Raw genomic sequence first — 15,798 nt, forward strand, 5'->3', positions numbered from 1 at the left:
CGCTATCTTTGATTGGCCGCCTCTGACAACCGTTGTCAGGAGCGCAATCTGAGACCCGACTCGATGACAGGCTTCCAGTCTCGCGCATTCGGTCCGAGCGCTCCAGTGCCAGTTGGCGCGCGCCCAGGGCCTCACAATGGAATGGCCAGTGCCAACCCGCCGATGGCGCAGCCGTACGCGGGGTACCGCGTCGGTCGTCCGCGCGGACGCGCGATACCCGCCGCGCTGGCGGGACCGCTGAAATTCGACCTGTTGCTCATTGCAATCGTCGGAATTTTGGAAGCGGCGGTCTGGCGGCTGACCGACTTCTATCCGTTTCTGAGCGCGCTGCACCCCGCGATGATCGCGCAAGGCGCAGCGCTGGTGCTGTTCGTGATGGACCGCGATCCACGACGCGTATTTCGACCGCTCGAGAGTCGCATTACGAGAATCGCGCTCGCGCTCGGGTTCTTGATGTGTTTGTCCACGCCGTTTTCGTTATGGCCTGGATACAGCGCGACATTCGTGACGAAGGACTATCTGCCAAGCATCTTCATGATGCTGATCATTGCCGCCGCCGTACGAGGCGTCGAAGATGTCGAGCGATTGGTCCTCGTTCAGGTAATGGGCTGCGCGGCATTCTGCGCCATCGTCATTGCGCGCTTTCAGGTTGATTCTACGGGACGCCTGAGCAACCTCGCGTATTACGACGCGAATGATTTCGGTATGCTCTGCGTTTGCTCCCTGCCGCTGTCCATCTATTTCATCCGGAGACCGGGATCGACTGCACTGCGCATCTTCGCCGTGGCCGCACTCGGGCTCGCGATGATTGGCACAGTTCGATCAGGATCACGCGGCGGATTCATCGGACTGATTGCGGTCACAGCGACGCTTCTGATCACCTTCCGCTCCGTCCCCGCGAGAGTTCGTGTCGGCGTCGTGGTTGGAATCTTCGTGCTGCTGTCTGCGGTAGCGAGCGACCAGTATTGGGATTTCGTCAAAACGCTCACGCATCCGAAGGACGATTACAACTGGGCGGGCAATTCCAATACGGGCCGCGTGGAGGTCTGGAAGCGCGGCATCGGATACATGTTCTCGAATCCGTTCCTTGGCGTTGGCCCGCAGGTGTTCCCCAAGGCGGAAGGCGTGCTCTCGCCGCAAGGTATTCAGGCCGCTGCAGACGGTACGGGCAAGGTCCCGTGGATGGCTGCGCACAACTCCTACGTCCAGATCGGCGCAGAACTCGGGATTTTCGGGTTGCTCGGGTATCTCATGCTCCTCGGGTCATCGTGGGGTATGCTGCTCAAGATCGGTAGGATGCCTGACCAGGCCAACGGTGTGCCCAATCCATCGCCGGGGCTGGCGCAAGTTCTCCTCGCGTCGCTCATCGGATACATCGTCTGCGCATTCTTCCTGTCGCAGGCGTACGCCGGATACCTGTATAGCATGCTCGGTATCATCCTGGGCTTGGGAAAGCTGAACGGCGTCGATCAGGTCATCTCGAAGAAGGTTCGCCGCGTCATGCGCGGCGGAGCGGCGCCACCACAATTCCGGCCCACTGTTCCGGCGCCGGGTGCCGTTCGGCCGACGTTGTAAACTCGATGCGCTTTCCAACAACTCTCGGCGGGGACGCCATGCATCCTCGCCGAGTTTTTAGCGAACTGTCATGACAGTTCCATCACGGCGCATCCGTGTGCTTCAGGTCGTTCTCGACCTCGAAGCTGGCGGCTTGGAGCGACTCGTCGCCGACATGGTCCGGCGGCTGGACCCGGCCAAGTTCGACGTGCATCTCCTCGCGATCCGGTTCCTCGGCCGATACGCCGAGCGCCTCGACGAGCACGGGACGCTGCACACGGCTCCGCCGATGTCTCGGTGGTCGATGATTCGGCCGACCGCTCTCACGCAGTTGATCCGCGAAATCGCACCCGACGTCGTTCATTCGCATAGCGGCGTCTGGTACAAGACGGCGCGAGCGGCACGCGCGGCGGGCGTTCCGTTCATCGTCCACACAGATCACGGCCGACGCGTTCCGGATCCGTGGATTGGGCAGGTCACGGATCGATTGGCGTCGCGTCGAACCGATGTCGTGCTGGCAGTATCGAGTGCGCTGGCGAATCAGCTCGAGACCACGATCGGCGTGGATCGGAAGCGAATTCAGGTGGTGCTGAATGGCGTAGACACCGAACGGTTCTGCCGCAGGCCTGACGATGGTTCGTTGCGCGCGAGCCTGAATATTCCGGCCGACGCCCCGATCATCGGGAGCCTCGGGCGATTCGATGTCGTCAAGCGATACGATCTCATGATCGAGGCATTCGGCCGGCTGCGCGATCGGTGGTCCGCCGACATGGGTCCGCCTCCCTTTCTCGTCATCGCGGGAGAAGGACCTGACCGACCAGCCCTCGATCGCGCACTCGCCGCAACGTCGCACGCCGACGCCGTGAAGCTGCCGGGCTGGGTATCGGCAATCGCCGAGCTTCACGCCGCCTTGGCCATTTTTAGTCTTTCCTCAAGTAGCGAGGGGACGTCCGTGAGCCTGCTCGAGGCGATGAGCGCCGGCATCTGTCCCGTTGTCACTGACGTTGGGGGCAACGGTGCCGTACTCGGGCCGTCCCTCGCTCATCGCCTGGTGCCTTCGGGCGACTCCGGGGCGCTCGCCGCCGGCTGGTATGACGCGCTACGTGACCAACAAAGACGCAGAGCCGACGCAGATGCCGCGCGAGCTCGTATCGAAGAGACGTTCAGCCTCGCGTCGATGGTGCACTTTCACGAGGCGCTCTATACCGGCGGCCTGAAGGGCACAACCAAGGCGTAGCAAGCCGAAACAGATTCGGACACGAGCGAAAACGGGCCGTCTGCGGAATCACCATTGGTGCGGTGACAGCAGACGACCCGTTCTCATTTTGCGGTTCCTTCCGCTGAACGGCGCGTCGTACCGACGTAGAGCCGTTCAGCGAAACTCGATGGAATTCCCTGCCGGTGTTACCAGGCCGGGTTCGTGCTCCACACTTTGATCTGACCCCAGTTGACCGACATGATGTGGTCGGGGCCCTGGTTCATGTTGTTGCCGAGGTTGATCGCGTTGATCGTACCCTGGCCTCCAGTGGCGATGTTGGTGCTCGAGTAGACCTTCGTGCCGTCCAACCAGATCTCGTGCGCACCGTTCGATCCGCTCGTCGCGATCTTCGAGTGAATCCGGATGCGGTGCCACTGGTTGTCGTGATAATTGTTGTAGACGAAGTTGTTGTCGCCGTCGCCCTGGCCTGGCGCGGTCGGATCCCAACGCGTGCCCAAACCAGCGTAGTCGTTCTTGAGCGAGAAGCGGTTGCCCGGCGTCGTCGTCAGGAAGATGAACTTGTAGTCAGGGTTCGACGCGCAGTTCCACGCCGCCGGTGCCTTCGTCGTGAAGTTCGTCGAGAACTTGACGTAGAACTCGGTCCACACTTCGGTGAGGTTCGGCGGAAGCTGGAGCGTCTTCACGATGTAGAAGTCCGAGCAGCGATTCGCGTCGGGCTGAACGCCCGTTGCGTTCGTGCGATCCGGCCACGTGTACTTCATCGACTGCTTCGACGAGCCGGCGCCAACATCAGCGACGCCCGTGGTCTGGTCGAGCGTGATCAGGTTCCACTGTCCCCATGGACCGCCCTTCTCCTCGGCACCGTAGATGTTGCGCGGATCGGCGTGAAGGTTCGCGGTCGATGAGTAAGTGCTGAAGTCTTCGGTCAGAATCGGAGTACCCGCTCCACCGCCAGCACCCGACGTTCCAGAGCTCGCAGCAGTGATCGTGACGGCAGCGGTGCCCGTCTTGGTCTCGCTGGTCGCCGTGATCGTCGCTGTTCCCGCCGCGAGACCACTCACCAAGCCGGTCGAGTTCACCGACGCGACGGCCGTGTTGCTGGAGCTCCACGTGACGGTACGACCGGTGAGCGCATTGCCGCTCGCATCGCGCGTTGCTGCCGTTCCCTGCGTGGTCTGACCAGCCTGGATTGATGCAGAGGCGAGCGAGACCGCGACAGTCGCTACCGGTACCGGAGCTGCTGCGGTGACCGCTTCAGAAGCCTGTCCGCTCTTGCCTTCGCTCGTCGCTGTGATGGTTGCGCTGCCAGCGGCGACGCCCGTCACCACACCAGCCGAGCTGACCGTTGCGACCGCTGCGTTGCTGGAGGTCCACGCTACCGCGCGGCCCGTGAGCGTGTTGCCGCTCGCGTCGCGCGCCACTGCCGTAGCCTGCGTCGTCTTGCCGGCGACGATCGACGATGCTGCCATCGATACGGCGACCGACGCGACTGGAACTGGCGCCGGTGCGGTGATCGTCTCCGCAGCCTGCCCCGACTTGCCTTCGCTCGTCGCCGTGATGGTCGCGCTGCCAGCGGCAACGCCCGTCACGAGACCCGACGAACTCACCGTTGCGACGGCCGTGTTGCTCGAGCTCCACGTGATCGTGCGGCCCGTGAGCGTGTTGCCATTCGCGTCGCGCGTCACGGCGGTGCCCTGCGTGGTTGCGCCCGCAACGATCGACGATGCCGCCATGGACACTGCGACCGACGCCACTGCAACCGGCGCGGGTGCGGTAACCGAGATCGGCGCCTGACCGTTCATTCCTTCCGACGTAGCGACGATGCTTGCCGTGCCTACACCAGCCGACGTCACCATACCGGTGGCCGAAACGCTCGCGACTGCAGAGTTGCTCGAGCTCCACGTGATCGTGCGCCCCGTGAGCGTGTTACCTGAGGCGTCGATCGTCTTGGCGCTCGCCTGGGCCGTCTGACCCATCGTGAGCGAAGATGCCGGGAGCGAGACGCTGACCGCGGCGACTGCTGCGGGCGCCGCCGGCGGCGGTGTCGTCGCCGAGCTTCCGCTGCCGCAACCGATCGGCTGCGTGCTCACGACGAAGTTGTCGAGCGTACGAACGTTCGCGGCAGGTGCGCCAGCGTTCGTGTACTGCTCGAGAAGAATGGCGTTCAAGCCGTATGCGTTGTACGAACCAACCCAGTTGAGTCCCGTCTTTTTCGCCGACGGCTGTCCGTTCACCGACAGATCGAAAACACCGTTCGACTGACCAGCGTCGTTCAACTTGACGTGGAACTCATAGCACGCCCACTGACCAGCGTGCGCATTGTCGTCCACAGTGGCAGAAGAGCGTGTGCCGCCCAGCCATTGGAGATTGTTGAAGTCGTTGTAACCGACCGTGGTCACGGCGCCAGCCGAGTTCACGCCCGTTGCCGGATCGAGAAGCAGGTAGCGCATGTCGGTTTCATCCGACCAACCGTGCGCGATCATCGCCTGGCTCCAGTCCGACTTCGCGAGAATCATCGCGCGCGTCAGCTTGCCTGGACCGTCGCCGACCCATCCAGCTTCCTTCCGAACGAAGAAGCGCCAGTAGAGTTCGCGATAGTTCGCCGTGCCGGCGTCTGCCGGACGGAAGGATGTGCTTGGCGTACGACCGAAGGCCAGCTTGAGGCTACCAGCGCTCGTCTGTCCTTTCGTGTACGTCGCGCGCATTCCGACCGATCCGCCCATGCCGGTTGCGTTGGTGCGAACGAACTTGCCGCCCGCATTGTCGTATTCGAAGTACTTCGCGGTGCGATCGCTCTCGAAGTCGTCGCAGAAAATCCAACCGGATCCCGGCGCCGCGCATTCGTTCGTCGCAACGGTGCCAGCGGAACCCGAACCGGTTGAACCCGCGGCGACGATGGTGATCGTCTTCTTTCCAGAGATACCGTCGATGACGGCCTGGATGTCCGCGGAACCAGCCTTCACCGCGGTGACGACTCCGGCCGTCGACACAGTCGCGACGGCGGTGTTCGACGACGACCACGTCGGCGTTTTTCCGGAGAGTGCGTTGCCGCGCGAGTCGAGTGCCGTTGCCTTCGCGGCGGACGTGTGTCCGACGGCGAGCTGCGTCGAATCGACGCTAACGGTGACGGACGAGGTGGACGACGACCATGGTAGCCGCAGGGCGGACGCGCTGTCTCGCGGTGCAATGGTGTCGCTGGAATTCTCCGAGCAACCCAAGCCCGCTGCGCACAGCGCAGCCACGATGGTCGAGGTCACGCGGGAAATCCGCGGGATCTTGAACATGTTACTTCTCCTTCAGTTGGAAGTTCGGCGGCCCGACTGGCGTGGCTCGGAAACCCGAGCGGTAGCCTCGTAGCTTTGCGTCCCCGCCTTTCGACGGGTTTGCCGTTATCGGCTTCCTCTACCTTCCGAGGAGAAGCCATGACATCAACATCGAGGAGCGATGATCATTCGCTAACAACGTCATCATCGTCCCTCTGCGAAACTAACGCAAAACACCTGAAACTGGTAACAAATGTTTTGAATCGTGCGCGAATGTGATAATGCTCATGAGCACTCAGTGATGCATATCACGTTCGGTGTAGATCAATCGCTCAACACGTGCCGAATTGCCGTCTCGCGCACATCGCCTGGTGCGCGGACTCGCAACATGTACTCGCGTTTGCCGTTTTGGTTCGCCTCAGCTCGGCAGTTTTTATTGGCTCAGCTCGCCACGAGCGGGGGTCGTCGTGGCGGGGGGTGGGAACGTGCGATCGCGATCTACCTTACACGACGCGGACGAGCTGATGGACTCGTCCGCGTCAACTACCATCGATCACCAGCCTGGGTATGCGCTCCAGACTTTGATCTGTCCCCAGTTCAGCGACATGATGTGGTCGGGACCCTGGTTCATGTTGTTGCCCAGGTTGATCCCGTTGATCGCCGTCTGGCTAGCGGTGGAGATGTTCGTGTTCGAGTACACCTTCGTGTTATCCAACCAGATCTCGTGCGCGCCGTTCGATCCGCTCGTCGCAACCTTTGAGTGGATTCGAATTCGGTGCCATGCGTTATCGTGGAAATTGTTGTACACGAAGTTGTTGTCGCCATCGCCCTGGCCAGGCGCGGTCGGATCCCAGCGCGTTCCAAGTCCCGCGTAGTCGTTCTTGAGCGAGAAGCGATTACTCGGCGTCGTGAGGAAGATGAATTTGTAGTCTGGGTTCGACGCGCAGTTCCATGCTGCAGGTGCCTTCGTCGTGAAGTTCGTCGAGAACTTGACGTAGAACTCGGCCCATACCTCGGTGAGGTTGGGCGGAAGGTTGAGCGATTTGACGATGTAGAAGTCCGCGCAGCGCGGCGCGTTCGGCTGAACACCAGTGGCGTTCGTGCGATCGGGCCACGTGTACTTCATGGATTGGTGCGACGTGCCGGCACCAACATCCGCGACGCCGGTCGTCTGGTCGAGCGTGATCAAGTTCCACTGACCCCACGGACCACCCATCTCCTCCGCGCCGTAGATGCCGCGAGGATCCGCGTGAAGATTGGCCGTCGTGGTGTACGTGCTGAAATCCTCGGTGAGAATCGGCGACGCAACCGTGCTGCTGCTCACGGTGAGCTGCGCGGAGCCGCTCTTTCCTTCGCTCGTCGCGACGATGTTTGCAGCGCCAGCCGAGACACCAGTGACGAGGCCCGACGTCGACACGGTCGCGACCGCCGAATTGCTCGAACTCCACGTGATGGTGCGACCGGTGAGTGTGGCGCCGGTTGCGTCCTGCGTGGTGGCGGTGGCCTGTGCGGTCTGTGTGAGCGCAACCGTTGACGGCGCGACGACGACATTCACCGTCGAGACCGGTGCCAGCGTTACCGTCATCGGCGCCGTGCCCACCTGCCCTTCACTCGTCGCGTTGACACTCGCAGTGCCGACGCCCACACCAGTGATCAGACCAGTCGCGGAAACAGCAGCCACGCTGGAGTTGGTCGACGTCCACGTGACGGTGCGGCCGGTCAATACTGCGCCGCTGGCGTCGCGCGTTGTTGCGGTTGCTTGAAGCGTCTGATTGGTGGTGATCGAACCAGAGCTGACGGCGACACCAACCGTTGCGACCGGCACCTGCGTGACCGTCACCGTGACTGCTTGCTGTCCCGACTTCCCTTCGCTCGTCGCGGTGATCGTCGCCGTACCAGCGGCGACACCAGTCACCACGCCCGAACCAGAGACCGACGCGATCGCGGTATTGCTCGAGTTCCACGTGATCGTGCGGCCAGTGAGCAGCGTCCCGCTCGCATCGCGAGTCGTCGCCGTGGCCTGCGTGGTGGCTCCCTTCACGATCGAGTTGGAGAGCGAAACCGCCACGGTGGAGACTGGCACCACGGGGGCGGCCGTAACGGTGATGGAAGTAGTACCCGAGACCGAGCCAACGCGAGCCGTGAGCGTTGTCGAGCCGGCGGCGACCGCCGTATACGCGCCGCTCGACAGAATCGTCGCGACAGACGGAGCACTGCTCGTCCATACGATCGTCTGGCCGGTCATTGCGTTGTTCGACTGGTCGCGGACCGTTGCACGTGCGAGTGCGGAATTGCCAACGCGAATTGTGCCTGAGTCCGCCGCGACCGTGATGGACGTGACGACCGGGGTCACAGGTGTTGACGGAGAGCCCGCCGGCGGACTCGCTGGCGGCGCAGCCGGCGGAGCAGGACTCGACGGCGGAGCCGAGGGCGGAATAACCGCAGGCGCCGGAACGACGATGATCGATGCTGTATCGGCCTTTCCTTCGGCCGCCGCCCAGACGATTCCCGTTCCAGGGGCAATTCCCGTTACGACGCCGGTCGTCGAAACCGACGCAACCGCCGCCGGCGAGATACCATATGTGATGGTGCGGCCGGTCAACGGGAGCCCCTGACGGTCATACGTAACGACGGCCGTTTCGAGGCTCTGTCCGACGTAGACCTGCGCAGTCGCGGTCAGTCGGATGCTATTGATCGGAGTAGTGAATACCGTAATCGTCGCGCTCGCCGACGTTCCTTCGACAGTGGCGGTGACAATCGCCTTTCCAGCTCGAACCGCGGCGACTCGACCGCTGCTCGACACGTCGACGACGGTGGTGTCGCTCGAAGACCACGTGATGGTGCGATCTGACAAGACGTTGTTCGCCGAGTCGCGAGCGACACCAGACGCTTGCGTTTGCGTTCCGACGAGCAGCGAAGGCGAGGCAATCGTCAGGTCGATTGTCGCAACGGGGGGGCGAACGAGCTCAACCGTAATCGGCGCGGCGCCGGATACTCCGTCGCTCATCGCCGAAATCGTCGCGATACCGACCGACATCCCCGTCACGACGCCAATCGGCGACACGTCGGCGACGCCCGGATTGCTCGAACTCCACGACATGGCTCGGCCAGTGATCGGCGAACCAGTCGAATCCATCGCAATGGCCGATGCCTGCGTGCTCATACCGAGCGACAGACGTGGCGAATTCAGATTGACAGCGACTCGCTTGACCGCCAACACCGCGGGCGGGGCAACGGTCGCCGTGGCAACCGTGAGCGAGGCGCTTCCAAAGATTCCTTGTAAGCCGGCGACCAGCGTCGCTGTACCCGGCGAAACGGCGCCGACGATGCCGGTTGGCGAAATCGTGGCGACCGACGTATTCGAGCTGCTCCAGGAGACCGCTCCGGAGCTCGCGGTCAGACTGTGCCCACCGTCATCGAACAGAATGGCCGTGGCGCGGGTTGTATCACCAACCTGCAACGAAGCGGATCCGAGCGACACCGTGATTCCCGCGAGCGCCGGAGTGTTCGGCGATACGCGCGAATCGCTCGCACACGCTGCCACGACCATCAACCCGAGAAGGGATTTGCGGATAGGGCTGCGCATCAGAGGGAGTTCGAGTTCACGCTCGCCCTGGGCCGAGGATGTTGCGAGGCTGGGCGCCCAACGGGCCGCGAAATACCGCGTCGAGTTTACGGCGCGTCGCGTTCTGGTGCTATCGACCGCGTCACACATCAGTGGTGATCCATTCCACAGTTTGTGCCGTTCCGCTTTTCGTGAAAGTTTCGTATTTACTCTTGTTACAACTAGTAGCGGCGGCGTGTCCCTCGAGTATCGGACGCACGCGTCCGGTTCGACAGAAACACCGTTCATTCCAGCAGGTGCCTCCGGGCGCGAGTCAGCACGGGGGCATTGATGGTTCAACGAAGGGCAATTGAAAGGGCGTCGGGGAGCGGCCTGCCCCGTGACGCAAAGATCCTACCCAGAACGATGACGCTAAAAAATTTCCTTCTTCGACCGCTGGAACTACGGCCCGTTCGGCGACTGCTTGCGCCAGGGCTTCGCGACGCGATGCCAATCTTCATGGGGCATCGCTTCGCACAACCAGAACTCAACGTCGAAGGTCATTCCCCTGCGGCACTTCGCCGCGACCTCGCCTTTCTTCGGCAAGAGGGATGTCGCCTCGTCTCGCTGCGCGACCTTCCGCCCTCTGCGAACGGAAACCGCGATGACGCCATTTCCATCGCATTCACCATCGATGATGGTTACCGCGATTTTCTGGACGTCGCACTGCCGATTTTCGCCGAGTTTGACTGCCCCGTCACCGTGTTCATCGCGACGGGTGTCGCTGGCGAGAACCTATGGTATTGGTGGGACAAGATAACATATGCGGTCATGGCCTCTCCGCGTACTGGCATCGACCTAAGAAATGAAAATTCTACGAAACTTGTTTCGTTGAATTCGCCCGCGGCTCGCGTTGCCGTCGCCGAAACGCTGATCGAACAAATGAAGGCGCTGCCCGAAGCCGCCCGTCTTGCACAACTCGAGCAACTCGGCACCATGTTCGACGTCGACGTCCCAGTGAGCCCACCGGCGTCGTTTCAGGTGATGAACTGGAGCGACGTCGCGACGTGCGCTGCGAGTGGATTGGTCACCTTCGGTCCGCACACGATTACACACCCGGTGCTACCAACGACGTCCGACGCGCAGGCGGAAGAGGAGATCGTCGGATCGTGGACGGAGCTCCAGCGACGGTGTGCAGCTACGGTTCCGATTTTCGCCTACCCAACGGGGGCGTCCTCGCCTCGCGAGGTGGAAATTCTTCGCAAGAGCGGTATGTGGGGCGCCGTCACGACGGAGCCGCGCTACTCAGGCAAGCGGCCCTTCACTCCTGCCGCCGGTAGCGAACGCCCGTTTCTTGTTCCTCGCTTCGCGTATCCGAGCGATTCGCGCGAGTCGCTCGAGTTCTTGCAGATCGTCGGCGGATTCGAACACCTCAAAATCGCCATACGCGATCGACTACGATCAGCCCGCCACTAGCAGACACGTTCGTCGCTAGTCTCGCGTCAGCAGCTCAACGATCTCATCGCGCTCGCGCACCGTGAGCAGCGAATGCGTCGGAAGCGTCCACAGGTCGGACGCGAGCATTCGTGCGCCGGAACAGCGCGCTTGGTTGGCGACGATTCTGGGTTTCAGAGGATCGAGCTCGTCCAAACTGATCGGATAGCTGCGTTCGATTCCCAAACGCCGCGCGTGCGAACTCGTGCACGCTCGTGCGAGCTCGCCCCGAAGGAGAATCGGAAGTCGGAGGTAGCCCGGCGTGGAATCGGCACCAATACGAATCGTCGACAGGTCAGTCCGCTGTGGGAGACGTGACAGCAACGCGCGCGCGTTCTCGCGGCGATGACCCGCCTCTTCTGTTGACGCTCGGCGATTCGCGACGACGGCAGCAGCCGCTGCGGTGGTCATCGATGACGGCGACGTCGGCGCGTGATACGTCGTCGTGCCGAGACCGAGTCCAGGAATCGCGCGCGGAATTCCGTATAGAGCGGGCCGACCCAACACCCACTGCGCCGCGGTCGCCGCGAGTGTCGTCGCTTCGCGCTTGCGTCCACTCGGCGTCGTCTCTGCGACGCTTCGACCGAAATCGTTGCGCAGCAGAACAGCGCCACCGTTTCCGCCCGTCCAACCCTTGCCGCGGCCAAAGCTCAGCGTGCTGATGCTGGCGAGCGTTCCCAGCTTGCGCCCCATCCAGGCGGCACCATGACACTGTGCAGCGTCCTCGATCAAAATGGACCCAGTTGGCTCCGCCATCTGGACCAGCGCCTGCCAATCGACTGGAATTCCGTAGAGCGGCGCCACGACGATCGTGCGCGCACCGGCGTCGAGCGCGAACTGCAGCGACTCGCGGTTGGGAGCTAGCGTGTCCGGGTCGATGTCGTAGAGAACGACGCGTACATTCGCACCGATGGCGGCGGACCCCATGTCGAAGCAGCTAAAGGCCGGGATCGCCACAGGCGAATCGGCACGACGGCCCCGCTGCGCGATCGTGATCGCGAGTTGGAGCGCCTGCGTTCCGGAGCCGCAGAGCACGGCCGAATCAGCAGAGTAGTCCTGAAGGAGCGACGTCGACAAACGCTCATGCGGATCGCTCGATATGCCGACGACACTTGCCGCGGCGCGCGCGATCGCGCCGAGGGAAATCGGCGAATAGGCGGCGAGTTGATGGCGCGCACCCATGCGTGCGATGCCTCTCGGACTATTCTATGGAAGGTGGCGCGAAAGCAGCGGCCCTACGCGATTCGCGATCGCCACGGGAAGTCTGCTCCACACAGCGGTCGCCACGCGAAAGACAGGACGATCTGGGGACGGTGCGCCCGCATCCTCTACCCGCGACCACGTTGGCCAGGGCAGCGCAACGTCGTGCCCGCCCCATTGAAGTTTGAACTTGTGCGTCGCGCCACCCGGAGTGCATCGCCCAAAGTTGAACTCACGCGCACCTCGGCGAATGGATTCCTCCATGCACTCCGCATAGAGGGCCATGTTCGGTGAGAATTTGTTGAATTCTCTCAGCGATGACGCCCAGACGATTTCGACTTCGCTGCCCCACATGAGACAGCATCCGGCGGCAGCGGGCTCACCCTTCGACGTACGCACCGTCGTGAAAATCACGCGATCGCCAAACGTGGCGGCGAGCTGCTCAAAGAATGCACGCGGCAGAACGGGCGTACCGAGGTCGCGCATGTTCCGCGCAAATACGTGGTAGAATGCGCCCAGCTCATCGGCTCCCGAGCGCGCCGACATTCCTTCCTTGGCCGCGCGACGGATCTGGCTCCGGAGCTTGGCGCGGAAGGTTTTCTCCCAGAGCAGTTCAATGCTTTCCGGGAGCCCGAGAATGACGGTGATCTTTCGATTCGTCGGCTTCACCGGGCCGGGTTGTTCACTACGCGACCGAAGCTCGAGCAAGTCCGCGCCAGTCCGGTCTGCCTCAGCAACCGCATGCTCGACCAGACGGCGACGCGCGGCGTCGTCTCCGAGCGGGCCACCGTCGTTGAGAAACGGAATAGACATGAGGTAGTGGCCGAACAGGCTCCGCACGCGGAACAGCGGCAGAACTCCGCGCCACGCACCCTTCGCGTCGACTGCGACGAGATAGAGCGGCTCGTGACGGAGAACTCCGCCAAGGACCTTTCGCCAACCGGCAAGGTGGGAGAAGGTGCTTCCCGGAACCGACGCCACAAACCGATCCCACTCCGCCATCGACGAGTCCGTGAGTACCTCGACGCGGAGTTCGTCCGGAGCCGTCATCTTCTCAGCGGCCACGGCAAAGCCGTGCGCAACCGTCGACTGGTGCTGCCGATCGCTCATTGGGCGAGCCGGAGCGAGGGCGAAGCGCGGCGGTCCTCACGACCGAGTTGCAGGGTCGCGCTGATGGGCTGAAAATGAAACGTCGATAGCAAACGTCGAAGGCGAGGAGCGGTGCGACGAAGACCGGTATAGTGGCGGATGCGCGTTTTGAGATTGACGGCAACACGCGGCTGCTCAGGGTCTACTTCCCATGGATGGATATAGATGGTCCCCGGCGCGCCGCGAGCTTCGGCGGCAGACAGCGCGCTGGCGACCAAGGCGACGGGAAAGAGTCGCAGATAGGCGCCGCCACCGGCCGGAAGCACCTTTCCCGCGAGCTCGATCGTAGCGGGCGGCAATTCATTGAGTTCCCCCGCTGGACGCCGGAGGACGTGCGGATCTCGCGCTCCGCCGTCGAAGCCATAGCCCTTACGACGAACGGGAAAGAGACTCGAATCGTAGCGATAGCCTTCTTCGAGGAGAATATCGAGCGCCCATTCCCCGCCGCGCACAATCGAGAAGCTTGGCGCGCGATACCCGTAGACGGGCGCGCCCGTGATGTCCTCGAGAATGGCTTTCGAGTCGCGCACCGATTCACGGAACTGTTCCGGCGTGAGCGTCGTGATGCGCTCGTGTCCCCACCCGTGCGACGCCATCTCATGCCCAGCGGCGACAATGTCCGCAACCAGCGAACGATGGCGCGACGCAATCCAGCCGAGCGTGAAGAATGTTCCGCGCGCGCCAGTTTCGGCCATGAGGTCGAGAAGCAAACGCGTATTGCGCTCGACACGACTTTCCTGGCTGTCCCAAGCCGATCGAGCGATATACGGCTCCATCGCGGACACCTGAAAAGCCTCTTCGACATCAACGGTAAAGTGATGCCGAATCGGACCGGGAGCTGACGACCTGTCGATCAGAGCGGACGTCACCGAGCTGCGACGGTGGAATGATTCACGGTGACTGACGATACCGCGGCCGGGGCAGCGTGGCATCGATAGAGATCGACGCGGTACAACCGATAGTCGAAGCGCGGCCGCTCGAACGAATCGACGATCTTGCAATGATCCGAGAGCCAAGTCGCAATCACGCGACCGTCATCGCCCGAGACACCATATCGCTTCACCCCGACCACGGCCCACATGTCGGACTCGGCGGCGATGGTACGATTGAGATATGCAGAGTCTGCGCGCCATTCATACCCTCGAACCTTCGGCGCGTAGTACTGCTGCAAGACCGTTGGCCACACGAAAGCGGCAACGTTCGGCGCGTCCTTCGTGATACGCGCATACGCAGGACGGTAGTCGTAGCGTAGGCCGTCCGACAGGAATGAAACGATCGACGGCGCGCTCCCCGCCACCAGCACGAACATCGCAACCGACGGCCACGACACGGACTCCATTCCGGCGCTTCCCAGCGTCACTGCAGCAGCCGCCGCGATGAAGATCAGCGGGAGCATTCCGACGCCGTAGTCCGCGTAGACACCGGTGCGCGTGGACGCGATGAACAGCAGAATGAATGACACGACCACGGCGCTGATCGCCATGACACCAATGCGTCGGTACGACGCTCGTCGTGCAAGCAAGAAGGCCCCGAGAATCGCCGCGACGAATACGGTGACCGTCATCCAGTCGATCATCGCCGGCAAAAGCCGAAGCGTCGCACTCAGGCCGCGGCCGCCAACGTTGGCCATGGCGGAAGAACGACCCAGCGAGCGCAGCACGAGCATTTCCGTCGCAAGCAACGCGAGGAACGGAAACCATAAAAACGTCCAGGCGCGCCGGCTCGGCCATCTCCAGCCGAGTGCGCCAGAGGACGTCACGAGCGCGAGACCGAAGACCGCGCCAACCGTCGTGATGAGGAAAGACGGATGCGTGAGTGTGCCGACCATCAACACAACGAGCGTGAGCAGATAGCTACGCGGCGAGTCGGAGTCGTACGCCTCGGTCAGAGCCCAAAGGGTGAGCGCAGTACATAGATAGACGAGCGAGTAATACCGTGCCGTCGAGGACGCATAGAGATGCCAGGGCGATATCGCAGCGAGGAACGCTGCCACGAGACCGGCATTCGCACCGAGCCAGCGCTTCCCTACTCTCCACGTGGCCCACAGGCCAACGGTGCCGAACAGCAGCGGCAGGAGACGCAGCATGAGCGGCGTGCCCGGCAGAAGCTTGAGCAGGGGGTGCTGCAGCAAATAGTAAAGCGGTCGCGAATCGATTCCGGGGAGAAGCTTTGTTGCGAACAGATCGCGCGATTCAAAGATCGTGTATAGCTCGTCTTCATCGAACGGAAACCGCACGGCGCAGAAGAGCCGTAGCACGAAACCCAAGACGATGATCGCAACTCCGATCATCGTCTCGTTGGGGGTGCGCGTTGGCGCAAACGAATGCGCGGCGGAACGCGTGGGCTGACCGAACGCGCGATCAGTCATCGAGGCC

General features: G+C 62.6%; 9 protein-coding genes and 1 riboswitch. Of the genes, 3 read left to right on the top strand and 6 right to left on the bottom strand.

Going from position 1 to position 15,798, the window contains the following annotated elements; genetic code table 11:
- The first annotated feature begins 141 nt into the window (after positions 1-141).
- Both AC6H4Z_RS15115 and AC6H4Z_RS15120 read left to right on the top strand, forming a co-directional pair.
- Positions 142-1,575, top strand: a complete 1,434-nt coding sequence (locus tag AC6H4Z_RS15115) for an O-antigen ligase family protein (protein WP_497542789.1) — start codon at positions 142-144, stop codon at positions 1,573-1,575.
- Between the two features lie 70 nt (positions 1,576-1,645).
- Positions 1,646-2,791: a glycosyltransferase gene (locus AC6H4Z_RS15120; protein WP_497542790.1), complete on the top strand. Its 1,146-nt coding sequence runs from the start codon at positions 1,646-1,648 to the stop codon at positions 2,789-2,791.
- 167 nt (positions 2,792-2,958) lie between these two features.
- On the opposite strand, the gene AC6H4Z_RS15125 is transcribed toward AC6H4Z_RS15120, so the two are convergent.
- Positions 2,959-6,030, bottom strand: coding sequence for an Ig-like domain-containing protein (locus tag AC6H4Z_RS15125; RefSeq protein WP_497542791.1), 3,072 nt, complete (start codon positions 6,028-6,030; stop codon positions 2,959-2,961).
- Positions 6,031-6,080: 50 nt separating this feature from the next.
- Positions 6,081-6,171: riboswitch (cyclic di-GMP riboswitch) on the bottom strand.
- A gap of 418 nt (positions 6,172-6,589) precedes the next feature.
- Positions 6,590-9,622 (bottom strand): beta strand repeat-containing protein, encoded by a 3,033-nt coding sequence (locus AC6H4Z_RS15130; RefSeq protein ID WP_497542792.1) that lies wholly within the window; start codon positions 9,620-9,622, stop codon positions 6,590-6,592.
- A gap of 384 nt (positions 9,623-10,006) precedes the next feature.
- On the opposite strand from AC6H4Z_RS15130, the gene AC6H4Z_RS15135 reads away from it, so the two are divergent.
- Entirely contained in the window at positions 10,007-11,056 is a 1,050-nt protein-coding gene (locus AC6H4Z_RS15135) for a polysaccharide deacetylase family protein (RefSeq protein ID WP_497542793.1), read from the top strand.
- Positions 11,057-11,071: 15 nt separating this feature from the next.
- Here AC6H4Z_RS15135 and AC6H4Z_RS15140 read toward each other — a convergent pair whose 3' ends face one another.
- From AC6H4Z_RS15140 to AC6H4Z_RS15155, 4 genes are read right to left on the bottom strand one after another with little or no spacing between them, the layout of a single operon-like run.
- Positions 11,072-12,256, bottom strand: coding sequence for a DegT/DnrJ/EryC1/StrS family aminotransferase (locus tag AC6H4Z_RS15140; RefSeq protein WP_497542794.1), 1,185 nt, complete (start codon positions 12,254-12,256; stop codon positions 11,072-11,074).
- A 24-nt stretch (positions 12,257-12,280) separates the two neighbouring features.
- Positions 12,281-13,384, bottom strand: coding sequence for a FemAB family XrtA/PEP-CTERM system-associated protein (locus tag AC6H4Z_RS15145; protein ID WP_497542795.1), 1,104 nt, complete (start codon positions 13,382-13,384; stop codon positions 12,281-12,283).
- Positions 13,381-14,292: an XrtA system polysaccharide deacetylase gene (locus AC6H4Z_RS15150; RefSeq protein ID WP_497542796.1), complete on the bottom strand. Its 912-nt coding sequence runs from the start codon at positions 14,290-14,292 to the stop codon at positions 13,381-13,383. Before AC6H4Z_RS15150 ends, AC6H4Z_RS15145 begins: the two co-directional genes overlap by 4 nt.
- A complete protein-coding gene (locus AC6H4Z_RS15155; protein ID WP_497542797.1) occupies positions 14,289-15,791 on the bottom strand; it encodes a glycosyltransferase family 39 protein in 1,503 nt (500 codons plus the stop codon). Before AC6H4Z_RS15155 ends, AC6H4Z_RS15150 begins: the two co-directional genes overlap by 4 nt.
- Positions 15,792-15,798 lie beyond the last annotated feature (7 nt).

It is taken from the genome of Leucogemmata humicola (genome assembly GCF_055379415.1).

Coding starts and splice junctions, on each gene's coding strand:
- AC6H4Z_RS15115 (WP_497542789.1), top strand. CDS start 142: ATGGCCAGTGCCAACCCGCCGATGGCGCAGCCGTACGCGGGGTACCGC.
- AC6H4Z_RS15120 (WP_497542790.1), top strand. CDS start 1,646: ATGACAGTTCCATCACGGCGCATCCGTGTGCTTCAGGTCGTTCTCGAC.
- AC6H4Z_RS15130 (WP_497542792.1), bottom strand. CDS start 9,622: ATGCGCAGCCCTATCCGCAAATCCCTTCTCGGGTTGATGGTCGTGGCA.
- AC6H4Z_RS15135 (WP_497542793.1), top strand. CDS start 10,007: ATGACGCTAAAAAATTTCCTTCTTCGACCGCTGGAACTACGGCCCGTT.
- AC6H4Z_RS15140 (WP_497542794.1), bottom strand. CDS start 12,256: ATGGGTGCGCGCCATCAACTCGCCGCCTATTCGCCGATTTCCCTCGGC.
- AC6H4Z_RS15145 (WP_497542795.1), bottom strand. CDS start 13,384: ATGAGCGATCGGCAGCACCAGTCGACGGTTGCGCACGGCTTTGCCGTG.
- AC6H4Z_RS15155 (WP_497542797.1), bottom strand. CDS start 15,791: ATGACTGATCGCGCGTTCGGTCAGCCCACGCGTTCCGCCGCGCATTCG.